This window comes from Paenibacillus sp. FSL K6-1096 (assembly GCF_037977055.1).
GTDB lineage: Bacteria > Bacillota > Bacilli > Paenibacillales > Paenibacillaceae > Paenibacillus_AQ.
Genome location: NZ_CP150274.1, coordinates 4,016,571 through 4,040,833 on the forward strand (window position 1 = coordinate 4,016,571; position 24,263 = coordinate 4,040,833).

Genomic DNA, 24,263 nt, shown 5'->3' on the forward strand with positions numbered 1-24,263 from the left:
CATGGAGGAGAGAAACAATGCGTAAAGGGATATCAGGGGTTGTCATTCTTATTGTGTTAACATTAATGATCAGTGCTTGCGGAAACGGAAATAATGCGGCATCCCCGAGTGCTACCGCCACCACCTCTGCGGAGGGAACGCAGCAGCCTGCTGCCGGCGAGCCGAAGGATGGCGGAAGTCTGATCATAGGAGTTGCCTCCGATCCTGTAGTACTGAATCCGAACTATGCGGGTGACCGTGTCAGTCTGACGATTGACCAGGCGCTGTATGCACCGCTGTTCCAGGTGAACAACGGCAAGAAGACCTTCTACCTGGCAGACAGTCTGACACCGTCAAGCGATAATCTGACCTATACATTGAAGCTTAAGGATGGACTGACCTGGCATGATGGTGAGAAGCTGACGGCGGATGATGTTGTATTCACCATCGACAGCATTCTTGACGAGAAGCAGAACAGCTTCCTGCGGGCCAACTTCCTGATCGGCGACAAGGCGATTAAGGCTGTCAAGGTCGATGACCTGACTGTGGAGTTCAAGCTGCCACAGGTCAGCCCGGCTTTTGAAGCTACGCTGGTCCAGGTATTCCCGATTCCGAAGCACATTTACGAGAATGAGACCAATATTGAGAAGAGCACGAAGAACGCTTCTCCTGTCGGCTCCGGTCCCTTCAAGTTCAAGGAATACAAGGCGGGCGAATATCTGACGCTGGAACGCTTCGACAATTACTTCGGCGGCAAGCCGCATCTGGATTCGGTGACCTACCGGATTGCCAAGGATACCAATGCGGCGAATCTGGCTCTGCAGAACGGCGAGATTAATGTGCAGTATCTGGATCCTAAGGATGTTCCTACGATTCAAGCGACGAATAATTTCGAGATTCTGCCATACAGCGAAGGCCGCCTCGCCTATCTGATGTTCAATGCGAACAGCGACACCGGCGCCCTTGCCAAAAAAGAAGTCCGTCAAGCCCTATCCCTGGCGCTCAGCCGCGATGAGCTGATTCAGACGGCCTACACCTCTAATGAATATGCCGATCCGGCCAAGTCTTTCCTGACCCCGGATGCGCTGTATTTCACGAATGATGTCCCTAGCTTTGACAATGATGCCGCTAAGGCAAAAGAACTGCTGGCATCTGCCGGCGAGAGCAATCTCAAGCTCCGGTACATCGTACAGAGCGGTAACAAGGCGCAGGAAGCCATCTCGCTGTATGTACAGCAGAAGCTGAAGGCGATCGGCGTGGAGGTTGAACTGCAGAACATGGATTCCTCGGCGTGGGTGCAGAAGTTCATTGATCTGAAGGCCACCGACTACGAGCTGGCACTGACCGGCTATATCATGGGCTATGACCCGGATGCCTACCGTATCCTGTTTACTACGGGCAGCTCGTCTAACTACTCGCATTATTCCAACAGCGAGGTTGATAAGCTGATGAACGACGGTGCGGGCGAAGCCGACCCGGCCAAGCGTGCAGAGATCTACAAGAAAGCGCAGGAGCTGGTGGCTGAGGATGCACCGATCTATCCTATCGCTTATACTAAGACCGTGGTAGCCGTATCGAAGAACTACGGCGGTATTGATGAAGCGGTGCTGAAGCCGGTCGTCATCTTCGAAGACCTATCCAAGATTTACCAGAAATAATCTGCTTTACAAAATAAGCAAGGCAAACAAATAAGCTGGTCCCCCAGCTTATTTTTGCCTGTTAAGAGCTGGGAGAAGCTGCGTATGAGACAACTCATCGTCCGAAGGTTGCTGCAAACATTGCCGATGCTGTTTTTTGTATCGGTGGTCTGTTTTACTATGATTAAGCTGGCTCCGGGAGATCCGGTGCTGTCATTCGTGACGCCCAATATGCATGCCGATGACATTGAGCGCATCCGCCATAATCTGGGGCTGGATAAGCCGGCTTATATTCAATATTTCATCTGGGTCAAGGAGATGGTCCAGGGTAATTTCGGGTACTCGCTGGTCAATCACCAGCCTGTGCTGGATCAGATTCTGGACCGCCTGCCCGCAACTGCGGGTCTGATGGGCAGCGCCATTGCCCTGGCCGTCCTGCTGGCCATTCCGCTGGGCCTCGTGGCCGGTGCGAACCGCAACCGCTGGGTAGACAAGCTGATCAATTTTATCGCTTATATCGGCATCTCCATCCCTTTGTTCTGGCTGGCGATCCTGCTGATGTATCTGTTCGCGATCAAGCTGCATCTGCTTCCAAGCATGGGGATGCGCACCATTGGTGTGGAATCGCCGCTGGATGTGCTGAAGCACGGGATCTTGCCGTGTACGGTGCTGGCCTTCAGTTTCCTGGCCGGGTATGTGCGCTATATCCGCTCCAGCACGATCGGACAGCTCAAGGAGGAGTATGTGCAGATCCAGTACGCTTTTGGCTCGAAGAAATCCACCATTCTGTTCCGGCATGTGCTGAAGCATGTACTGCTGCCGGTGATCACTCTGATCGGTATGTCGATGGGAGATCTGGTGGCCGGGGCGATTGTTACGGAGACGGTATTCTCCTGGCCGGGGATCGGGTCCCTGGGGATGACGGCGGTGAAGGGGATGGACTATCCTGTTATTATGGGGATTACCCTGTTCTCTTCCTTAATGCTGATCTTCGGTAATCTGGTGGCCGATATTCTCTACAGCGTTGTCGATCCAAGAATTAAACTGAAGGGGTGACCTCATGAATCGCAGTAAATGGAAAAACTTGCAGTCCGAGCTGTTTACGAACGGTCTGGGTGTCGCTGCTCTTGTCATATTGACGGTATTTACACTGGGGGCGGTCTTTGCCTTCCTGTCCGGTCATGATCCGAATGCCATGGATGCCATGGCCCGCCTGACGAAGCCCGGCGCTGCGCATCTGTTCGGGACTGACGATTACGGCCGTGATTATCTGTCCAGAGCCTTATACGGAGGCCGGGTCTCGCTGCTGGTCGGATTTGCCTCCATGGTCGTAGCGACCTTTGTGGGCGTGCTGGTTGGGGTGATCAGCGGATATTTCGGCGGCTGGCTCGATAATCTGCTGATGCGGATGCTGGATATTATTATGTCGATCCCGTCCTTCCTGATCCTGCTGCTGCTCAGTGTCTATCTGAAGCCGAGCATCGGCAACCTGATTATTATCATCGCCCTGCTGATGTGGATGAATGTGGCCCGTGTCGTCCGTGCGGAGACCCTGACGATTAAGGAGCGGGAATACGTGCTGTACGCCAGAGCCTCCGGGCAAAGTGCCTTCGGCATGATCTGGCGGCATATCCTCCCGGGACTGGTCCCGGTCATTATCGTAGGGGCAACGAATAATATTGCATCAGCCATTATGATGGAATCATCGCTCAGCTTCCTCGGCTTCGGGGTGCAGCCGCCGAATGCCACGTGGGGCAGCATGCTGAACAGTGCGCAGGGGTATATTGCCCAGGCCCCTTATCTGGCGCTGTTCCCCGGGCTGATGATCCTGTTGACCGTTCTGAGCTTCAATGTGCTGGGAGATATTGTGCGGGTCGGCTTTGAACCAAAGCTGATCCGGAGATAGGAGAGTGGAACATCATGACAGAACGGCTGCTGACTGTTGAAGATCTGCAGGTATCCTTCGCTACCCGGGACGGGGAGAATCAGGCCGTCCGCGGGGTTAGCTTCCATATTGATGCCGGTGAGACGGTAGGCATTGTCGGAGAATCCGGCAGCGGCAAAAGCGTTACCGCTAAGTCTATCATGTCCCTGATTGCGCCGCCGGGCCGGATGACTGCCGGGAAGCTGGAGTTTCGCGGCACAAGCCTGAAGGGGCTGACGGAGAAGCAGTGGCGCTCTTTACGCGGCAACCGGATCGCGATGGTCTTTCAGGACCCGATGACCTCGCTGAATCCGGTCAAGCGCATCGGCCAGCAATTAACGGAGGTTATCCGCAGACACCGCGGACTGGATAAGGCGAAGGCATACACCAAAGCGGCGGAGCTGCTCCGCCAGGTCGGCATCCGCGACCCGGAGCAGCGCCTGAAGCAATATCCGCATGAATTCAGCGGAGGGATGCGCCAGCGGGTGATGATTGCGATGGCGCTCTCCTGCCAGCCGGAGCTGCTGATTGCCGATGAACCGACCACGGCGCTGGATGCGACCATCCAGGCACAGATTCTGGATCTGTTCAAGGAGCTGAAGCAGCGGGAGGATACAGCGGTCGCGCTGATCACTCACGACCTCGGCGTCGTAGCCCAGGTCTGCACACGGGTCATCGTGATGTACGGCGGACTGGTGATGGAGGAGGGGACGGTGGAGGACATCTTCTACCGGCCCCGGCATCCGTATACCCAAGGTCTGCTTCGTTCGATTCCGAAGCGCGGCGGCGGCGCGCGGGAGCGGCTGATACCGATTGAAGGCTCGCCGCCGGATCTGCTTGATCCGCCGCTAGGCTGTCCGTTCATCGACCGCTGTCCGCACGCCTTCGCCCGCTGCAGTGAACGTCCGCCGGTGACCGAGCTTGCCCCGGGCCACCGCTCGATGTGCTGGCTGAATGAAGGTGCAGAAGAGAAGACAGCAGTTACAGCGGGGAGGGATTTCACTTGAGCGAGCGCAAGGTGCTGGTAGAGGTTAACAACTTGAAGAAGCATTTCTCCAAAGGCAAGGATTTGCGCGGCCGGGATACCTCTGTGCTGAAGGCGGTGGACGGGGTCAGCTTCCAGATCCGCCAGGGCGAGACCTTCGGTCTGGTCGGCGAATCCGGGAGCGGCAAGTCCACGGTCGGCCGCTGTCTGCTCCGGCTGTATGATTATACGGACGGTGAGGTGTTCTATGACGGGAAGCCGCTTGGCAGGCTGGGCGAGAAGGGGCTGAAGCCCTTCCGCCGGCGGATTCAGTCGATCTTTCAGGACCCGTACTCCTCGCTTAATCCCAGTCTGAATGTGCTGGAGCTGATCAGCGAGCCGATGAGAATCCACGGTCTCTACCGGGGGAGCGAAGAGCGCAAGGAGGCGGTGGCGGAGCTGCTGGAGAAGGTGGGCTTGAAGCGGGAGCATCTCTACCGCTTCCCCCACGAGTTCAGCGGCGGCCAGCGCCAGCGGATCTCCATCGCCAGAGCCTTGTCGGTACGGCCTGAATTCGTGGTCTGCGACGAGCCGATCTCGGCGCTGGATGTCTCTGTGCAGGCTCAGGTTGTCAATATGCTGGAGGATCTGCAGGCCGAATTCGGGCTGACCTACCTGTTCATCGCCCATGATCTGTCGATGGTCCGGCATATTTCGGACCGGATCGGCGTGATGTACGGCGGCCGGCTGGTGGAGGTGGCAGAGAGTGACGAGCTGTATGACAATCCGCTGCATCCGTATACGAAGGCGCTGCTGTCATCCATTCTGGAGACGGACCCGCAGAAGGCCAGCCAGAGGATACAATTGGAGACTTACCCGGCAGGGCGCGGGAGCGGGGAAGCCGCAGTGCTGCGGGAAGTGAGCCCTGGACATTATGTGGCCGGGGACTATGGCAATTGAATTACTTGAATAGGGAGGATACACCAATGACAGAAACGAAGAGCAAGGTCAAGTTATCGCAGTGGGATGCTCTGCTGCTGGAATCGCTGCGTTCGCAGGGCTGGTCCGACCAGGAGCTGCTGCACAGAGTAACCGGAGAGGATCTTCCGGTGGACGAGAGTAAATACGAGTTCGATTACGGGCAGCTGGCTGCCCTTGCGAACGAACAGCCGGAGCTGTTCCGCCGGGCTGTTCTGGACGGCTACCAGATCAAGTACAATACCATCCGCGGCATCCGCAGCTGGATCGATGTTGCGCTGAATATTGAAGCGAGGCTGGAGCTTGAAGAGGGGCATGAAGCGGTGGAAGCGGAATTAACGGAGGCCGAATATAGCCGGTTACAGGGCGTGCTGTCCTACGGCTGGCAGATCACCGGCGGATCAGCGGCTGACGGCAGTGCCCGAGTCTATACGATTGAACCGGTTCAGCGGTAGCATCCGGGGGAACGGGAAGCGGCGGCTGCAATCATCGCAGGCTGCCGCTCCCGCCGGATCAGTCCGCATCCGCCGGAGGCCTATTACATATTCAATTGAATTTTGCGGGTGCTGAGCACACCTTCCAGGCCGGTAGGGTCGGTGCTGACCTTGCGGGCCACGAAGGCTTCGGCCCGCTCGGAGGTGCGCAGGCGCAGCGGCTTGGTCTCCTGACCGGCCAGCTCCCACATGACGTCTGCAACAGATTCTGCCGTCTGCGGCTCCACATTGCGCTCCAGGAAGGCTGCACGGTAAGCATCCAGAACCGGCTTGTACTCATCTTCAAGTACACCGCCTGTGCTGGCGACATGTCCCATTACGGTTGAATTGAATTCGGTGGAAATCGCCCCCGGCTCCAGCAGGGTGATGTCGATATTGAACTGCGGCTTGTAATAGGTGGCCAGGCTCTCCAGCAGCCCCTCCACCGCGAATTTGCTGGCACAGTAGATCTCATTCATCGGCTGTCCGACCAGCCCGCCGACACTGGAGGTAGCGACAATATGGCCATAGCCGGTCTTCCGCAGCAGCGGCAGGGCGGCTCTGATTGTATGCATCACCCCGTACACATTGGTGTCGAACACCTTCTGAATGTCAGGGAACGGCGCTTGCCCAAGTGCTCTGAGATAACCGAATCCGGCATTGCAGAATAAGATATCCAGCCTGCCCTGCTCCTGTTCAATCCGGCCGATGACCTGCTGAATGCTCTCCGGCTCGGTAACCTCCAATTCAGCGAACTGCAGATTCTCCACCCCGCGGTATAATTCCTGGTCACGCTTCAGATGACGGGTTCCGGCGTAGACGGTCCACCCCTCGTGCGCGAACTTCAGTGCGGTGGCGAGGCCGATGCCCGAGGATGCTCCGGTGATGCAGATGACTTTTGACATGTAGATTCAGCCTCCATCTCATATTAATTTCCAGTGATTGTCCAATTTCGCCCACATTATAGCATATCTAAGTAGATATTGAGGCAAGATGACATAAAGTTTGTTTTTTCGCGTCACAGAGCGGCGGTGCAGTTGCTATAATTGTTTTTGGTACGGTACACTGTAAATAAAAAATCCGAATTGCCCGCGAATGGAGAGGAACAAGGAAACAATGGATGTAATCAAGCGGTATTTTGCAAATTTAACGGTCCGGCGCTTCCTGATATTGGGGCTGATTGGACTGCTGCTCTACAGTATCAGGGATATGCTGAATCTGGTGCTGCTGACGTTCCTGATCGCTTACGTGATGAACAGCTTTCAGGTGCTGCTGAGCAGACGGATCGGCAAGTTCGTGAAGGTGAACAGCAAGGTCATCATCATTATACTGTATGTGGCGCTGATCAGTATGATCGTCATGGCACTCGTCAGATACATGCCCAAGGTCTTCTCGCAGATCAAGCAGTTAACCACCTTTCTCAGTACGCTGACCGCCGATGATATCCCGCAGAATGAGATTATGCAGTACCTGTTCCGCAAGGTCAAGGAGCTCAACTATCAGAGCTATTTGAATCAGGGGATCGAATATGTGTTCAAAATCAGCAACTGGGGCACCACCTTCGTCCTGTCCACCATCCTAAGCCTTGTCTTCATCCTGGAGAAGAACCGCATTGTCAGCTTCACCTCCCGCCTGAGAGACAGCAAGATTTCCTGGTTCTACGTGGAGCTTGAATATTTCGGCAGAAAGTTCATCTCTTCCTTCGGAAAGGTCATTGAAGCACAGATCCTGATTGCACTGTTCAACACTTTATTTACCGTCGTGGGGCTGTGGGTGCTTGGCTTCTTCTTCGAGCCGTTCCCGTATCTCTTTGCCCTCTCCATTATGATCTTCATGCTCAGCCTGATTCCGGTCGTCGGCTTTGTCATTTCACTGATCCCGCTGTGCATCATCGGCTATAATACGGGCGGCCTGATGATGACGATTAACATTCTGATTATGATTGCCCTGCTCCATGTGATCGAAGGCTACTTCCTCAACCCGAAGCTGATGTCCTCCAAAATGAACCTGCCGATGTTCTACACACTTGTCGTGCTGTTGTTCTCCGAGCATTATATCGGGGTGTGGGGTCTGATTCTCGGGATTCCGATCTTCGTCTTTTTCCTGGATATTCTGGATATCAGCCGCGACAATAAGCCTTCGCTGGAATGAGACACCGGGGCAGGTAAGCAGTAATATGCAGCGTATGTATATAGGTGATATTCAACCTGCTTCAGGTTCGGGTATCACCTTTTTTAATTCAATAGTAGGGGGAGTCACAGAATGATCAGATATCCGGTATTAGAGGCAGGAACCGTTATTGGGGTAACCGCACCCTCATCCGGTGTTCCGCAGGAGCTGCATGAATTGCTGAGGCTGGCTGTAGAACGGCTGCAAAAAAGAGGGTATGGCGTAGAATGCGGACCCACAGCGTGGACCCAGGAGAAGGCCAAATCCGCTCCGGCTGCGGTGCGTGCGGCTGAATTCAATGCAATGATGGCCGATGAACGCATCGGACTGGTGGCCCCTCCGTGGGGCGGTGAGCTGCTGATCGAGATGCTGGAGCGGGTGGATTTTGAGGCTATGAAGTGCAAATGGATTCTCGGCTACTCCGATATCAGTGTGCTGCTGCTGGCCGTTACGCTGAAGACAGGCATGGCTACAGCCCACGGCACGAACTTTGTTGATCTCCGGGGAGAAGAGACAGATCCGACAACCGCTATGTGGGACAAGGTATTGTCCACGCCAAGCGGCGGGACTGTACTTCAGCAATCCTCGCAGCAGTATCAGCAGGAATGGGGGACAGGTGAGTCTTCGCCCCATGTGTTCAACCTTACAGAGGCGACAGTCTGGAAAACGGTGGGAGATCAGAAAGTGTCGATGCAGGGACGTCTGCTGGGCGGCTGCATTGACGTCATCCGGCATCTGATCGGCACGCCCTACGGAGATGTCCGGCATTTCCAGCAGCACTATATCCATGGTGAGCCGATTTTGTGGTACTTGGAGAACTGCGAGCTGTCGGTGACTGACCTGCGCCGCTCCCTGGTGCATATGAAGCTGGCCGGCTGGTTCGGGCATTGCAGCGGTCTGATGTTCGGGCGCAGTGCGGCTAACCGCCCTATGGACGGTTACACTGTGGAGGATGTCTACCGGGAGCTGGCCGATGAGCTGGGCCTCCCGGTGGTGTACAACATCGACTGCGGCCACCAGCCGCCACAGGTTACTTTAATCAACGGGGCCTATGCGGAGGTAGAGGCCGGGGGAGGAAAAGGCACAGTGAAGCAGGTCTTCCGGCCGTAAGGGTGCTGTGCCTGTAGAATCTTCTAAGTAATGTTCCGGACGTGCCGGCAGCAGATCGTTCACACCAAGTTTTTATCTTTTTTGTAACGAAACGTTTGCGAACGGGTCTTATAGAGGTAAGGTGGTGAACAAGTGGGCGATGTGGAGCAAATCTACGAGCAATATTTTCAGGACGTATACTTATTTGCCTTGTCGCTAAGCCGGGACCAGCAGATGGCCGAGGAGATTACGCAGGAAACCTTCGCCAGGGCGGTTAAGAATATCGACCAGTTCAAAGGCAACTGCAAGATCAGCGTATGGCTGTGCCAGATCGCCAAAAACACATACTTCAAGCACATGGATAAGCAAAAACGCGTTTTCGTTGGCGAGCTGCATGAGGACACAGGCGGAAACGGCCCTTCGATTGAGCAGAAGCTGATTGACCAGACGGAAGCCTTGCGCATTCATAAGCTGCTGCACAATCTGAAAGAGCCCTATAAGGAAGTCTTCATGTTAAGAGTGTTCGGGGAGCTGTCCTTCGGACAGATCAGCGAGGTGTTTGGCCGGACGGAGAGCTGGGCCCGGGTGACCTTTCACCGTGCAAGAAACAGCATACAAGACTTAATGACGGAGGAGAGCCGATGAACAAGCTGTCATGCGAAATCGTCCAGGATTTGCTGCCGCTATACTATGATGATGTGTGCAGTCCGGATACCCGGAAATCGATTGAGGCCCACTTGGCCACCTGCGCGGAGTGCACCGCTGCTTTACGCAAGCTGCAGCAGAGCAGCAGCCTGCCGTTTGAGGTCATCGCCAAGAATCAACAGGACAGCCGTGCGTTGGCCAGCTTCCAAGGATATTGGAAACGATCGAGGGCGGTTTCCTTCGTTAAAGGCCTGATTCTGGCGACAGCTGTGTGCGGCGTGCTTTTGACCGGATACTATGCCCTGTTTAGCTGGAACCTTACCCAAGTCCCCGCCAGCGCAATCGAAATTACCGAAGTCAGCCGGCTTCAGGATGGAAGAATTGCCTACCATGTCAAGCTGACGGACGGATACCGGTTGAACAAGATCAGCGCCAAAGCGGGAAGCGACGGCATTCTCTACATCACTCCGATGCGGCCTGTCTTCAAATCCAAAGCGGATGAAGCGCAGGGACTCGGCAACCGGTACGATGTCGTTGATGCCGGACAATTGAGCACCCCATCCAGATCCATCAAGGCCATCTATTACGGGCCCAAGGACGATCACCCGATCCTGATCTGGAAGCAAGGGATGGAGCTGCCCCCGGCGAGCGAAGCTGTGGAGGCTCAGTTTGAGCGGCAGGATTAATTCCTTCGTTCTCATACCATAAGCAGTGCTCTCTTAAACAGGTATATTCGTCATATATAATGTGAATTTATGTCGAATTTAGTTGAAAAAAAGTGCTGGGATTATTCAAGGAATGCTCTACGTATGGCTGGTATCCTGTATAATTTGTGAATATACAGACAGCCATAGCTGCCGATTCCTGAGCAGTGAATCCCTCACGAAAGAGAGTAGTGACTATGAAATCCATCGCCTGGGTAACTGACAGCACCAGCACCATTGATTCTGAATTCGCCAAGAATAACCATGTGTATATCGTTCCCCTTCGTCTAATCGTCAATGATGAATGCTATAGAGAGAATATAGATATTAACGCCGATCAGTTCTATGACAAAATGCGGCAGCATGACAAGGTAGGCAGCTCCCAGCCGCCGATTGGCGAGTTCGTAGAATTATACGAGCGTCTGAAGGATGAGTATGACGAGATTATTGCGGTTCATTGTTCCTCCGAGCTTAGCGGGACCTTCCACACCTCAATGCAGGCGGCGGATATCGCTGGAGTGAAGGTAATTGGTATCGATTCCAAAGTAGGCGCATACCCGATCCGTGAGATGCTAATGCGTGGTATTCATTGGCAGCAAGCAGGCTGCTCTGCACAGGAGATCAAGAGCAGAATTGATAATATAGTTGAGGAAATGTCCTTCTATATCATCCCTGCCAGCCTGAGTCAGCTGCACCGCAGCGGACGGCTCTCCGGCTCGCAATTCCTGCTGGGCCAGCTGATGCGGATTCATCTGCTTTTGAGGTTTGATGAGGGTAAAATTGTTGTCGTCGATAAAATACGCACCTTCAAGAAGACGAAGCAAAAGCTGCTGGAGACCATCCAGGAGGAAATCGGCCGCTTCCAGGATGTATGTATTATGCACGCCAATAATAGAGAAGAGGCACTGAGCCTGGAGTGGGCTATTAAAGCTATGTCCCCTTCGGTGCGTACAGAGATTATGCCCTTTATCCCGGTGGTAGGCGCTCATATGGGTGAGGGAACCCTGGCGCTGTCTTGGATTAACCGTACGGCCCTGAACAGTATTGATGCTGAGGAGGAAGTGCTGGAGTCTGTACTCTAGGCTGACTTGCGCCAGGCGTAGCTGCCTGCTCCCGTCCCTAATGAACCTGATAGACGCTTGGACCTCCGTATGTGGAAGGCAAGCGTCTTTTTACTTTGGAGAAGCCGCCGTAAACCCTTGTTGACAGTACTAATCCTATTCGTTATGGTGATGTAAAACAGGATTCAATTGAGAATGATTATCTGTTAGATCATTTTAGGGGGAGTTTGCAAATCAGCTATGGATGCTCTGAGACTTATACAATTATGGAATCAGGTAACGGTGCGCGTGCTTGATGTACGGCTGAAGCAGGCCGGAGCCGGCGGGGATTTGAAGCAGTACCGCTTACCGGCGAGCGCATTTTTATTCGTTTTCCAAGGACAGGGTGAGTTGTGGGTTGACGATGAGGTATGGCTATGCGAACGTTTTTACGTGCTGCACGCCGGTAAAGGTGCTCAGGTGACGATCCGGAGCCGGGAAGCACTAAGCGTATATATCGTACTGTACAAAGCTTCGCTGCCTGCTTCGTCCTTGTATGAATTTCAAAGAATGTTGCAGGATTCCGACCCGTTTCAGGACAACTGGGGCTTTCCGCCCGTTGAACCGCTGGCCCTGTTAGAGCTGCTTCAGACAATATGCGGCAGTTGGCTTCAAGGGGACGACGAATTGACCCGGCTGTCGGTTAAGGGAGATTTCATCCGCTTCGTTCATGCGGTTCTGAGTGAGCGCCTGTTCAGACCCGGTGAGCTATCCTTGTCAGAACAGGTTATTCGGTACTTGTCCAGAAATTACCGTAAGCCTATCTCGCTAGAGGAGCTTGCGCGGCAGCTGAATTACAGCCAGCAATACATTTCGAGAAAATGTAAAGAACAGACAGGACTCAGCCCGCTGGATTATGTCATCCGTTTCCGGATGGAGGACGCGAAGACTCTGCTGGCCGGTACGCTGGCAACACAACAGGAGATTGCAGCGCATGTCGGTTATCCCGATCTTATGTATTTCAACCGCATGTTCAAGAAATATGCCGGTATAACGCCAGGCCAATACCGTAAACGATACGGACCATCCGTTTCAGATTATGCAAGGAATAGGTCACAATCGTCCGTTGTTCCAAGCCGGTCATTACGCTATCCTTTTCATATGAGTGATATTGATTATCAATTTCAGTGGAATGAGGCGAACAAAGTGACCAGAGCAACCAGAAGTTTGTATGCAGTAATGCTGTTATGCTTGACCGTGATGTTAACGGCCTGCGGCGGGCCGGTGAACAACGGGAGCGCTACGCACAGCCAGGTTGCCGTCAGCGCATCTCCAACCGCAACCGGGGCTAAGGCCTCTTCGGCGACCAAGATGGTCAGCACCGCTTTTGGCGATGTCGAGGTTCCTGAACACCCTCAGCGCATAGCGGCAATCTCTTATCTCGGTACTGTACTTGCGCTGGATGTTCAGCCGGTTGCAGCCGAATCGTTCCTGATGTCGAGCCCGTACCTGGAGGGGATGCTGGATGTTGTGACGGATGTCGGCGACTCGCTTGAGAAGCTGCTGGAGCTGAATCCGGATTTGATCATAACGCATAATCCACAGCCTGAGGTGGTGGAGAAATATCAGAAGATTGCCCCAACGGTATCTGTGCCTTACAATCAGTTCGCATCCATTCAGGATGAGATGCTGTATTTCGGCAATTTGCTGGACCGGCGCGAGGCCGCGGAGCAATGGAACGAACAATTCGAGAAGGAAATTGCAGATATTCGGGCGAAGGTTCAACAAGCGGTTCCTGAAGGGAAGACGCTCTCGATTATGCAGGAGTATGATGGAAACGTGAGTCTGTTTGGTCCGAAGTCGGGCCGGGGAGGCCGGTTAATGTATGAAATTATGGGGCTGAAGCCGCCGGCTGCGGTTCCCGGATATATGCTGAAGGAATCCTATTACGAATTTTCATTGGAGAAGCTTTCCGAGTATATGGGGGATTATCTCATTCTGACCACAGACTCCAGCTTGGAATCGCTGCAGGCAGATCCGATCTGGGGGTCGCTCGGCCCTATTGCCAACAATCGGGTGTTTATTTGGACGGAGAATCAATCCTGGTATCGTGACCCGATCGCTGTGAAGAGACAAATCAAAGAACTGACCGACTGGATCATCGAGGTAGCTGGCCGGTAATAGATTCAAGGTTGGGTTGATACAAGCTACGCTGGGAGGGAGCAGTACGATGTTTCTATATCATTATTATGATGCATCCGTAGGTCCGTTTGTCAGCATATCCGATTTGCCAGCCGATCAGGCGAAGGCCGTGCTGGAGACGATCAAGCAGACCAAGCCCAAGGCACAGAGCGCCCAAAGACACGATAAGTATGTGGAATATCGGCGGAACTGCGAGAGCATCATCCGGGCAGAGTTTATTAAAAAGGGCGGTCTGGTCCGCCGCTCCTCCCCGCATTACATGGTGGTGGAACACAGTCCTTGGCTGAGCACTTGGTATGAGAACAGCGCCTGTCTCAAGATTCCGATTGAAGAGTTCGATGTGAATACCGTCTCCTTCACCTATGGAGATTCCATGCCGACCTTCAGTCCGGCGGTTAACGACGGCAAAGAGTACCGGCATACCCTATATACCTATAAGGAGATCGTCGACATCATCGCCAAATACGGCCTGCCGCAGCACTGGAACAACGACGGAACGCACGGCCCTGAGCGTTATATCGAAGCGCATATCTGGAGTGATGAGACGGCCCGCCGGTATCGGTGAAAAGAAGAGTCAGCCCACATTGGACTGACTCTTTTGCATGCTACTTCGTCTTGTTTTGGAGTGCGGTAATCTCAGCCTCAGACAGCCCGGAGGCCTTCACTATAATCGCAGTATCTACACCATGCTTGAGAAGCTCCAGCGCCATCTGAATTGCTTTTCTCCTCTCCCCTTCAGCTAGGGCTCCTTCAATCATCGAAGCTTCATCATGCAGATACTTCTGCCTGTCCTCATACAACCGGCGGGCCTCCGCATCCTGACTAAGAAACTCCAGCGTGTCCATCGCTTTTTTCAGTACAGGTTCATTCATCGTCAGCACCTCCCAATTGGATTTATCTGCACCCTTTAAAAAGAGCAGCCAGTTGATCAATCCGCCACCCTCCAACGGAGTCGCATGCTCGCTTAGTTTGGGCAGCTCAAGAAAGTGTAGTTCCATGTCATCGATGAGGGGGATTCCACTTCTGTCTTCACGAAGATGGAATACGTTATGGTATTGACTGTTGGGAAGAAATGAGTAATTGAGTATGTTGATGGTAACACATTTCTTCAACATTTTATAAGATTGGCCCTCTTGAAGTTGTCCCAGCCGTTTTTAATAGTTACCGGCGAACCGAACAACATGATATTTTTAATACCTTTTTCATAGAGTATGAAATAATATATTTTATAACATATGGGATTTTATATCATAAATTAATCTTTATCTCAAAATTATATTTCTCTCGAAATGCTAGTGAAGAGTTGCTTAATTATGCAATGAGTTTCGCAATAACTGAAGGGATGAACAGTTTGACTAACCCGAATCAGAGCCGCTCTCTTGAAGAGAGATCAAATCCTATCCAAAAGTTATTTTTCACGTGGACACGTTCGTTTACTAGGCAAGCTATTCGTAAGGATCAGCCGCTAAGTGCCATCCAAGAATCCATTCTGACTATTCCCTCCACATATGGAATCGGCCAGTTTCAAGAAGAATCAGCATCCGTACGCAGATCCAAAAAAGTGATGCCGCTGGTTATTCATATCGTACGCCAATTAAAGTCCTCTTTCCTGGCCTATGCACTACTTTCGTTTGTGACCCTGGCCCTGCAATTCTCTATCCCTTACTTGTTCCCGGATATCCTTCGCGCCATTATTAACGATAGCTCACAGCCTCACGGGGCAACACTGGGAGCGATCTTCCTGTTTGTCGCCATTCAGATGGTTAAGGTAATCTCCAATTCTCAATTTTTGCATTTTCGCTGGAAGTTAATTACGTCCATTGAATTCAATTACCGGAACATTCTGTTTAAGAACATTTTGCGAAAAAAAGAATCCGCTCAGCGTGCAGGGCAGCTGATAGATTTGTACGGAAACCAAATTAGCTGGTTCAGAGGCATAGTTTGGTTTATAGACGGCATAAGCAGCGCGCTCGGGATTCTATTCGGTGTTGCACTCCTGGTAATGTATTTAGGCGCCGGGGGCCTTATGGGGTGTGTTTTGCTATTCGCAGCACCTATGTTTTCGAGGCTGCTTCATCAACTGAATCGGGTGGATGCTGAGCTTAGCCAGGCAAACAGTAAGCGGTTATTTGAAATCAATGAGTACCTTAATAAATATAGAGAAGCTAAACAAATGAACTTCACCAATTTCTTCATTCGCAAGATTAATAAAGCAAGATCGCGCCAATCGGAAATTTTACATAAAAAAAGTAAGATTCAAATTCTGCTAACTCTAATCAACTATTCTCTGGTTCCGTTGACGGCCATGATATGTATTGGTTTCTCCTCTTTAATGGGCTATCCGCTAAGTGTTGAGAAAACCATGGCATCTTTTATTGTGTTTGGCCTGCTGGATCGGTGTATCAACGATTTCCTGGTCAGCATCAACACCGTCAGACAAGGGCTAAAGGCTGCCTCACTTGTAAAGGAATATGTTAGCCTGGATGAAGAAGGGGAGGAAAGCAGAGGGACTGTAGAAAAGGCAGGGACCATCTCATTGCAGAAAGCAACATATAGCATACCCAATGATCCTGGCCAGATTCTCCTCACAGATATAGATCTAACGGTCACTCCAGGACAACTGGTTATCATTGTGGGTGAAACGGGGTCCGGAAAAACGAACCTGCTGCGGGCGATTGCCGGATATCTGGAATGCGTTCAAGAAGATCAATCTACGGAGCTGCGCTGTGAGGAGGTCATGGATCATTCACCTTTATTCCCGGTAAGTATTAGAGATAATATCATCCTTGACAAGCCTTATGAGGAAGAGCGTTATCGTCAGATCATTCATTTATGTGAGTTAAGCAAGGATTTGGACCAATGGGCAAGCGGAGATTCCACTGTTATCAACACAGATATGGTCAATCTATCAGGGGGACAGAAAAAAAGAATTTTGCTGGCCCGCGCCGCATATCAGAATGCTAAGACCGTATTGCTGGATCAAATTTTGAATTCTTTGGATGCAAAGGTACGAAAGAGAGTACTTAAACATTTGATTCTGGATTATTGGAGGAATACAACAAGAATTATGGTGGCTGCCACTATTGATCAGGAATTGTTCGAACGGGCAGACCAAGTGATTGTAATGAAACAAGGCCAAATCAAGGATACTTTTAAAAAGAATGCATTCGATTATAATACACTTCGTGACTTTCTTCCTGATGAAAAAGTAATTCAAATGAATAATGAAAGTATCACAAAGGAATTGCCAGAAGAGCAGAACTTGAAGAGGGGAGAGTCGGACCCTGAAGAACAGGAGAAGATTAAGCAAACTAGTCTTAGAGTGCTGAAGCATTACTTTTTAGCACTAGGAAGCAGACCGCTGCTGGTTCTTTTTATAGCTTTATTTATATTAGCGCAGATAATCGATGCTGCCTCTATCTATATTGTACCGCGGTTCGGTGGAAATACGGCAAACCCGATGTTATTCGCCTCTATTTATTTTGGCATAGGCCTATTGCTGGTTATTACCAATGTTGTGCGTATCAGCATCATCTACTTGGGGAATGTAAAAGCCGGTGAAGCCCTTCATCAGCAATTGTTACAACGGGTATCAAAACTCAGCTTTCTGCAGTTCAGTAAACAACAGAACGGCGCATTATCCGCGCGTTTTTCCAATGATATGAAGGTTATCGATATGGATATGAGCGGGTACACCAGCAATCTGCTGGAATCGTTTTTCAAAATTATTGCCGCAGCAATTCTAATTGCTTACTCGGATCTCTATATGGTGCTGGTGCTTGGTGTGTTCCTGATATTTTTTAATAAAATTCAGAAGGAAGTTCGGATCACAGGCAAAATTACATCCAGGTTAGCTAATGAAGCACACGAGCCCTGCCTCGCTGTTCTTAAATCTGTGGCCGCAGATTCTAATTATGTAAGGAAGCAAAGCCTGCAAACTTATTTTACGAATATCTGGGAAGGGAAGATTACAGACGCATTAAATGCAGAGTATACAAGACAGTCAGTGAATAGACTTTATCTGTTCTGGATAGAGGTAGCAGGGTATTTTACATTTTCTGTTTTCTTGATCCTTATGAGCTTGAGGGGCTTCTCGGGAGACTCCGTTATCATCTATGTGACTTTAACCTATACCTTAACGGCATTTTCCAATTTTGAAGTGTTGCTCAGAGATCTTCGTCATATGGAGATTGGGACGAATTCCCTTGAAAGAATTTTGGGGCTTGAGGGCGGGAAATCCCCGGTAAGCGCAACGAAGGCTACACCTACAGTTATGAATACAGCAGGCGGTCTGACAATCAGGAATTTGAGCGCCAAATATAGTGACTCAATACCAGTCATCTCCGGATTGACATTAAAACTTGAGCCCACTGAAAACCTGCTGGTCAAAGGAAGAACGGGAAGCGGTAAATCTACGTTATTCTACTGCCTGACCCGATTTATGGAGTATGAAGGTGAGATTCTGCTCGGAGACACTAATGTTAAGTCTATTCCAGATCATCTGCTGATGAAAAAAATAGTCACCCTGCCGCAGCGTCCGGTGCTTTACCACGGAACGCTAAGAGATAATTTGGACCCCGAGCAGGAATGTACGGATCAGGAGATATGGTCAGTGCTTGAAAAGTTAAACCTTAGAGGGAGAGTAAGCTCACTTCAACAAGAAATTGATGAAGATCAGGGGAGCTTCAGCCAGGGTGAAAAGCAACTTCTTAATTTGGGAAGATGTCTGCTGCTCAAGCCGGAATTGTTATTAATTGATGAAGCAACTACTGATATTTATGGAGCACAAGAATCAGATTTATACAGACTGATAAGCAGGGAATTGCCGAATACGATGGTGATTGGCATTTCACACAAAGAGACCCAGTCTAGCTTTTATCATAACATTCTGGATATGGAAGAGATGAAACTCCAAAAAATACGATAAGGGTCTCTATGAATTAGATGCAGGGAAACTGCTAAACAGCCTTGCCGTATCCCGTCATTACGGTTCGCAGGAAAAACAAAGGATAAACTAATAAATATAGATTAAATCCCCACCAGTAAATATCAAAATCATGGGCGAATGCCCAGAAGGCAATGGCTTGAAGGCCGGAGCAGAAGGTGAGGACGAGTGAGATTAGCGCCCAGGCCCTCCAGGAAGGCAGCTGTTTCCGGTATAAATACAAGCTGCTTAGGCCAGTAATGGAGATCAAGATATCCAGAGGGAAAAAGGACCAGTTCCAATGAACCATGATCGGATTGTTGTAATCTTTGAACGCCATCGACTCTGGGATGATATGAAAGTAAGTAATGATCCAATACAGGATGAAACCGATATCTGTGACAAGGAAAAAAGGTTTTAGCAGCTTCATAGGCCCTCGCAAAGTTAATTAGTATGATTATGTAAAATTATACAGTGAAAATAGTTTTTTGCAACCCAGAGTTGCAGAAGGCGTCCCGGTTTGTTCAACTTACATTCGATTTCCGTTTCAGCCCCTCTATGCTACTATTGGCTTGGTTGAGTAATGGTAGGGGAGGGGAATTTCTAGTGATAGACAATGGCAGAGCCGCCAGAAATATATTGAATTTAAGGAAGGAGCTATCCCTGACACAAACAGAGCTGGCCAGCTTATTAGGCGTAAGCCATCAAGCGGTCTCCAAGTGGGAGCAGGGGGACTGTCTGCCGGATATCGCGGTACTACTGAAGCTTGGACAGGTCTCAGGGAAGTCGGTGGAGGAGCTTCTGTTAGGGGAGAGCATCAGCGGCGGTTCAGCTTCTGAGAGAACTAGCCCTTCCAGCGAGCTGCCGGATAAGGTCTGGACAGAGGCCTTAGAACGCATCCAAGGCCGCATCTCGCCACCCAGCTTCAACACCTGGTTCAAGGGCACGAAGGGGAGGCTTGTGGAGGAGAGCTACTGTATCTACAGCCCGAGCCGCTTTGCTGCAGAGTGGTTATATCAACGGTATTCGGACTTAATTGTACCAATTCTCGAAGACGTAACGGGCACATCCGGCCTTAAGGTCGAGTTCTGCTCTACGGGAGCATGGGACCAATAGATCTGCAAGTTATCTTAAATCAGCGCGGCGAGTGAATCCGTGCCAAATGTAATCGAAAAATCGAATACATTAGGCTGGGAGAAGGCGCGCGGGCCAAATGTAATCGAAAAACCGAACACATTGGGCTGGGAGAAGGCGCGCGGACCAAATGTAATCGAAAAATCGAACACATTGGGCCGGAAGAAGGCGCGCGGACCAAATGTAATCGAAAAACCGAACACATTGGGCCGGAAGAAGGCGCGCGGGCCGAATGTAATCGAAAAACCGAACACATTCGCATTATACCGGCGCAGAGGCAACAGGCCAGACGAGCAACTTAATAGCGCACATTAAAAAAGCTGTCCCGCCGCAGAATTCTGCATGTGAGACAGCTTTTTTCATATCCAGCCGATTGGATGATCTCTTTACGTCAACCGAATTCGCTCACCCGAACGAAGTCAGCACACTCTGCGCCACAATCTCTCTAAGCTCGGCCTTTTGTGCGGTGAATTGCTGCGGGGTGATGCTGCCGCTGGCGAGTCTGGCTTCGAGCTGCTGCGTCAGCTGCTTGACCTGCAGGTTAATGACCTGCGTGACATTGCCGCCGTTCTCTTCTGCGATCGCTTGCAGGGATTTGCCTTCATACAATTCGTCGTACAGCTCTTCATCGGAGGAGGTGTTCAGGTTCAGGGCATCCAGCAGCTCATCGGTATCGGCCACGTCTGAGGTGGACCATTTCGCTACAGGCAGGGTATGTAAAGCCGGCTTGCCCCAGGCCGTTCCTCCGAACGACATCGCGACAACCATCGTTCCGACGATCACGACACGCTGAATATTGATATGTTTTATATGCATTGTTGTTATCCTCTTTTCGCGTTAAGGTTATATTGTTAAGGCTTACGATTTACGGCGGCTAGTGAACTTTAGCTATCTACAGTTTAACCAATAATACTGAAATGAAGCTTAAGTCTTCTTAAAGATAACCTAAAGCTTGGGCCGACCCCTGGTTTCACCGGACAAGCACACACGGAAGGATGAGTCATCTATGAGAAAAATACTGGTCGTCGACGACGAGCCGGCCATTGTGAGTGCGATTGCCTACGCGCTGCGGCGGGAAGGCTATGAGGTCGATACCGCCGGTGACGGCGAGGAAGCGCTGGGTAAGGTGAATACCTTCCGCCCGAATGTGCTGGTGCTGGATGTCATGATGCCGAAGCTGAGCGGATATGATGTCTGCCGCAAGCTGGAGGACCGGGATGATCTCGGCATTATTCTGCTGACGGTTAAGAACGATATTGTTGATAAAATTGTCGGTCTGGAGCTGGGCGCAGACGATTATATGACCAAGCCGTTCGAGATCCGTGAGCTGCTCGCCCGGGTCAAAGCGCTGCTGCGCCGGCTGGAGAAGAACACGCCGGAGGCCCGCAGCGAGCGGCTGGAATACGGCCTCCTGCAGGTGTACCCGGACCGCCGCAGCGCCGAGCTTAGCGGGGAGCCGCTGGAGCTGACCCCGAAGGAGTTCGACCTGCTGCATCTGCTGCTCTCGCATCCGCAGCGGGTCTATATGCGCGAGGAGCTGCTGGAGCAGGTGTGGGATATGGACTACGCCGGAGGGACGCGCACCGTGGACATCCATATCCAGCGTCTGCGCAAAAAGCTGGGCGAGCCCTACCAGAATATCCTGCAAACCGTCTACGGTGTCGGCTATAAGGCTGTGCCGGCCGGGAGCTACCCATGAGGATCAGCATCAAGCTGAAGTTCAGCCTGTTCCTGGCGGTGCTGCTCATTCTGGCTGTCGGCGTGCTGAGCTACTTCGTGCTGCGCGGCGTGGAGCGCAATGAGCTGATCCAGACCGAGCGCATTCTGGCCCAGCATGTCACGACGGTCAATCTGCGTGTGAAGCAGACCTATTATACCGGCGCGCGCCTCACGCCGCAGGACTTCATGCAGCAGCGGGGCAAGGCGCTGGCGGCGGAGCTGGCCGGGTTCACCGGCCTGGAGGTGACTCTGTATGACAGCCGGGGCCGGCAGGCGGGCACCTCGGCGCAGGGCGAGGGCGGGCCCGGGCCGGATGCGGGCAAGCCGGATGTCAGCGCGGCGCTGGGCTATGCGCTAAACAACAAGGTCGCCTACCAGAGTGAAGGCAACCGGCTGTTCTACCTGGCCCCGCTTCAGGGGCCGGAAGGACAGATGGGCGTAGTCCAGCTGCAATATTCGCTGGAGGGCGCGCGCAGCTTCCAGCAGACGCTGCGGAATCTGTTCCTGACCACAGGCGGCGCGGTGCTGGTGTTCAGCTTCATCCTCGGTTATCTGTACTTCAACCGGGCGGCTGCGGCTATCGGGCGGCTGAAGAAGTCGGCGGAGGATATCCGCCGGGCCGACTATATCACGGCTCCGCCGGTGAAGCGCAAGGATGAGCTGGGCGAGCTGGCCGAGGGCATCTACTTCATGAGCCGGGAGATTGAGCAGAGCATAGCCGCCAAGGATGAAGAACGGCGCAAGCTGCAGCTCGCTGTCGAGAAGCTGCAGGCGCTGGAGCAGCAGCAGAAGCAGTACATCGGGAACATCAGCCATGAATTCAAGACCCCGCTGACCTCAATCAAGGCATACGTCGATCTGCTGAATATGTATGACGATGACCCCAAGCTGCTGCATGACGCCAAGATTAATATTGCCAAGGAGACGGAGCGGCTGTACGAGATGGTGGAGAAGGTGCTGCAGCTTACGGCGCTGGAGAAATATGATTTTGAATCCCAGGCGGAGCTGCTGGAGGTCGGGAGCGCGCTGCGGGATATCTGCGGCCGGATGCGCGGCAAAGCGGCGCGGTATGGACTGACGGTCACCCTGGACGCCCAGTCTGCGCATATCTGGATCGACCGGGAGAGCTTCATGCATATCTTCATCAATTTGCTGGATAATGCAATCAAATATAATGTCCCTGAGGGCAGCATTCATCTGCATAGCGAGGTAAGGGATCAGCGGGTATGGATTACCGTGGAGGATTCGGGAATCGGTATCCCGGAGGACTCGCGGGAGAAGATTTTTGAGCCCTTCTACACGGTCAACCGTGACCGTTCGAGAGCTTCGGGCGGGACGGGGCTGGGGCTGTCCCTGGTCCGCAATCTGGTGGAGAAGCAGAACGGGACCATTGCTCTGCTGGATACTTCGGGCGGGGGAGCGGCGTTTGAGCTGTCTTTTCCGCTGGTCACTTGACGGGCACATGTTTACAACTTGGATACAATCGGTGTGCAGTTTGGAAATAAGCATCAGGTATGCTTGAAGCATCAAGAGCAGGAGGGGAGCCTGAACATGAATTCGGAGAAGAACAGATTACGCGGCAAGGCTTGGAGCATCCTGCTCTGCGGGGCTGTACTGCTGTCTGCGGCCGGCTGTGCGGCGGAGGATACAGACACGCGGCAGGTGGTGGAGAAGTCCGGCCAGAAGATAACCGTCCTCGATAATACCAGCGAACCGGTCTACACGGAGCTGAAGCTTGCGGGCATCCGCAAGGTGGAGGGAGTGCGGGGGACGGACTTCGCCAGTGAGGATGTGATGGCCGTGACCCGCGAGAACCGCAGTCTGCCCGCACAGGTCATTGAAGGACAGGAGCTTTATCCGCTCAATCTCTACCTGCATACCCTCTCCACCGGAGAAGAAGCGCCCCTGCAGGAGGGGGAGCTGAACTATGGCGCGCCGCAGCTGTCCCCTGACAAGAAGCATGTATTCTTCAAAGAGATGTATGAGATGACAGGGATCGGATATATCATGGACCTGGCCGGCGGCGCTAAGGTGAAGGTAAGCAATGCGGAATTTCGGATTGAGGAGGGAAAGTGGGCGGATGACGGGCATGTGATTTTTCCTGATATGGAGGGCAATATTATAAGCGCAGATGTGTCCGGCAAGCAGGAGACCCTCTTGAAGACAGGCATCGCTTACGTGCATGAGGTGGTTCAGACGGGCAGCCGGATTCTCTACGTCACAGGGGAAGACAGCCAGCTTAGCGCTTACGATACCGTTACGAAAGAGACCAAGGTGCTGAGCAAAAACGTCGTCTGGGCCGTCCCGTCCCCGGACGGGAGCAGGCTTGCCATTGTGGAACGTACCGGACGGGGAGAGATGACACTGAAGCTCTGCGACAGCGAGGGCAATGAGCAGTCTTCGGTAGCCTCAGGACAGCAGATATTCGGCACCAGCTGGTCGCCGGACGGCCAACTGCTGGCGTATGCGGTCACTGCGTCCGGCTCTGCCGATGACCAGCAGGACCTGTTCATTACCAGGGTGGAGACCGGGGAACAGACCCCCGTCCTGAATGATATTCATGTGGCTGATCTGCTGCACTGGAGCCCCTCCGGCAAGAAGCTGCTGGCCACAACCACAATGCTGAAGGACAATGTCTATCAGTTTCTGACCTATGTGGTCAGCCTGTCGTAACCTTATTCC

The 24,263-nt window shown here is 52.3% G+C and carries 22 protein-coding genes and 1 pseudogene; 18 read left to right on the plus strand and 5 right to left on the minus strand.

The window, feature by feature from the left end; all coding sequences use genetic code 11:
• Positions 1-17: 17 nt before the first annotated feature.
• The 6 genes from MHI24_RS17930 (at position 18) to MHI24_RS17955 (ending at position 5,937) form a co-directional block, all read left to right on the plus strand.
• Positions 18-1,637 carry an ABC transporter substrate-binding protein gene (locus tag MHI24_RS17930; protein WP_340020892.1) on the plus strand — a complete coding sequence of 540 codons (1,620 nt, stop codon included), beginning with the start codon at positions 18-20 and terminating at the stop codon, positions 1,635-1,637.
• Positions 1,638-1,721: 84 nt separating this feature from the next.
• Complete coding sequence (locus MHI24_RS17935; protein WP_340020893.1) at positions 1,722-2,672, plus strand: ABC transporter permease; 951 nt, start codon at positions 1,722-1,724, stop codon at positions 2,670-2,672.
• 4 nt (positions 2,673-2,676) lie between these two features.
• Positions 2,677-3,522 (plus strand): ABC transporter permease, encoded by an 846-nt coding sequence (locus tag MHI24_RS17940; protein ID WP_340020894.1) that lies wholly within the window; start codon positions 2,677-2,679, stop codon positions 3,520-3,522.
• A 14-nt stretch (positions 3,523-3,536) separates the two neighbouring features.
• Positions 3,537-4,547 (plus strand): ABC transporter ATP-binding protein, encoded by a 1,011-nt coding sequence (locus MHI24_RS17945; RefSeq protein ID WP_340020895.1) that lies wholly within the window; start codon positions 3,537-3,539, stop codon positions 4,545-4,547.
• On the plus strand, positions 4,544-5,464 hold the full coding sequence (locus MHI24_RS17950) for an ATP-binding cassette domain-containing protein (protein ID WP_340020896.1): 921 nt from the start codon (positions 4,544-4,546) through the stop codon (positions 5,462-5,464). The genes MHI24_RS17945 and MHI24_RS17950 overlap by 4 nt, the downstream gene beginning before the upstream one ends.
• Before the next feature lie 26 nt (positions 5,465-5,490).
• Complete coding sequence (locus tag MHI24_RS17955; protein ID WP_340020897.1) at positions 5,491-5,937, plus strand: hypothetical protein; 447 nt, start codon at positions 5,491-5,493, stop codon at positions 5,935-5,937.
• A gap of 83 nt (positions 5,938-6,020) precedes the next feature.
• On the opposite strand, the gene MHI24_RS17960 is transcribed toward MHI24_RS17955, so the two are convergent.
• Positions 6,021-6,860: an SDR family oxidoreductase gene (locus MHI24_RS17960; protein WP_340020898.1), complete on the minus strand. Its 840-nt coding sequence runs from the start codon at positions 6,858-6,860 to the stop codon at positions 6,021-6,023.
• Positions 6,861-7,071: 211 nt separating this feature from the next.
• Between MHI24_RS17960 and MHI24_RS17965 the strand changes: the two genes are divergently transcribed.
• From MHI24_RS17965 to MHI24_RS17995, 7 genes are all read left to right on the plus strand, one after another.
• Positions 7,072-8,106, plus strand: a complete 1,035-nt coding sequence (locus MHI24_RS17965) for an AI-2E family transporter (RefSeq protein WP_340020899.1) — start codon at positions 7,072-7,074, stop codon at positions 8,104-8,106.
• A gap of 111 nt (positions 8,107-8,217) precedes the next feature.
• Positions 8,218-9,234 (plus strand): S66 peptidase family protein, encoded by a 1,017-nt coding sequence (locus MHI24_RS17970; protein ID WP_340020900.1) that lies wholly within the window; start codon positions 8,218-8,220, stop codon positions 9,232-9,234.
• Between the two features lie 132 nt (positions 9,235-9,366).
• Entirely contained in the window at positions 9,367-9,858 is a 492-nt protein-coding gene (locus MHI24_RS17975) for an RNA polymerase sigma factor (protein WP_340020901.1), read from the plus strand.
• Entirely contained in the window at positions 9,855-10,544 is a 690-nt protein-coding gene (locus MHI24_RS17980; protein WP_340020902.1) for a zf-HC2 domain-containing protein, read from the plus strand. Before MHI24_RS17975 ends, MHI24_RS17980 begins: the two co-directional genes overlap by 4 nt.
• A gap of 215 nt (positions 10,545-10,759) precedes the next feature.
• Entirely contained in the window at positions 10,760-11,644 is an 885-nt protein-coding gene (locus MHI24_RS17985) for a DegV family protein (protein WP_340020903.1), read from the plus strand.
• A 219-nt stretch (positions 11,645-11,863) separates the two neighbouring features.
• Positions 11,864-13,783: an AraC family transcriptional regulator gene (locus MHI24_RS17990; protein WP_340020904.1), complete on the plus strand. Its 1,920-nt coding sequence runs from the start codon at positions 11,864-11,866 to the stop codon at positions 13,781-13,783.
• A 49-nt stretch (positions 13,784-13,832) separates the two neighbouring features.
• On the plus strand, positions 13,833-14,369 hold the full coding sequence (locus MHI24_RS17995) for a hypothetical protein (protein ID WP_340020905.1): 537 nt from the start codon (positions 13,833-13,835) through the stop codon (positions 14,367-14,369).
• Between the two features lie 40 nt (positions 14,370-14,409).
• Here the strand turns inward: MHI24_RS17995 and MHI24_RS18000 are convergent.
• A pseudogene (locus MHI24_RS18000) lies at positions 14,410-14,949 on the minus strand (Rpn family recombination-promoting nuclease/putative transposase); the annotation flags it as partial.
• 206 nt (positions 14,950-15,155) lie between these two features.
• Between MHI24_RS18000 and MHI24_RS18005 the strand changes: the two are divergent.
• Positions 15,156-18,731 (plus strand): ATP-binding cassette domain-containing protein, encoded by a 3,576-nt coding sequence (locus tag MHI24_RS18005; RefSeq protein ID WP_340020906.1) that lies wholly within the window; start codon positions 15,156-15,158, stop codon positions 18,729-18,731.
• Between the two features lie 31 nt (positions 18,732-18,762).
• Here the strand turns inward: MHI24_RS18005 and MHI24_RS18010 are convergent, their stop codons facing one another.
• Entirely contained in the window at positions 18,763-19,158 is a 396-nt protein-coding gene (locus MHI24_RS18010) for a YvaD family protein (protein ID WP_340020907.1), read from the minus strand.
• A 176-nt stretch (positions 19,159-19,334) separates the two neighbouring features.
• On the opposite strand from MHI24_RS18010, the gene MHI24_RS18015 reads away from it, so the two are divergent.
• Positions 19,335-19,844, plus strand: coding sequence for a helix-turn-helix domain-containing protein (locus MHI24_RS18015; protein WP_340020908.1), 510 nt, complete (start codon positions 19,335-19,337; stop codon positions 19,842-19,844).
• Between the two features lie 14 nt (positions 19,845-19,858).
• On the opposite strand, the gene MHI24_RS18020 is transcribed toward MHI24_RS18015, so the two are convergent.
• Both MHI24_RS18020 and MHI24_RS18025 read right to left on the minus strand, forming a co-directional pair.
• Entirely contained in the window at positions 19,859-20,116 is a 258-nt protein-coding gene (locus tag MHI24_RS18020; RefSeq protein WP_340020909.1) for a hypothetical protein, read from the minus strand.
• Between the two features lie 151 nt (positions 20,117-20,267).
• Positions 20,268-20,678 carry a hypothetical protein gene (locus tag MHI24_RS18025; RefSeq protein WP_340020910.1) on the minus strand — a complete coding sequence of 137 codons (411 nt, stop codon included), beginning with the start codon at positions 20,676-20,678 and terminating at the stop codon, positions 20,268-20,270.
• Positions 20,679-20,868: 190 nt separating this feature from the next.
• Here MHI24_RS18025 and MHI24_RS18030 point away from each other — a divergent pair, with 190 nt between their 5' ends.
• The 3 genes from MHI24_RS18030 to MHI24_RS18040 all read left to right on the plus strand — a co-directional run bounded on the left by MHI24_RS18030 (position 20,869) and on the right by MHI24_RS18040 (position 24,254).
• Positions 20,869-21,561 (plus strand): response regulator transcription factor, encoded by a 693-nt coding sequence (locus tag MHI24_RS18030; RefSeq protein ID WP_340020911.1) that lies wholly within the window; start codon positions 20,869-20,871, stop codon positions 21,559-21,561.
• Positions 21,558-23,036, plus strand: a complete 1,479-nt coding sequence (locus tag MHI24_RS18035; protein WP_340020912.1) for an ATP-binding protein — start codon at positions 21,558-21,560, stop codon at positions 23,034-23,036. Before MHI24_RS18030 ends, MHI24_RS18035 begins: the two co-directional genes overlap by 4 nt.
• Before the next feature lie 96 nt (positions 23,037-23,132).
• Entirely contained in the window at positions 23,133-24,254 is a 1,122-nt protein-coding gene (locus MHI24_RS18040; protein WP_340020913.1) for a hypothetical protein, read from the plus strand.
• Positions 24,255-24,263: the final 9 nt, after the last annotated feature.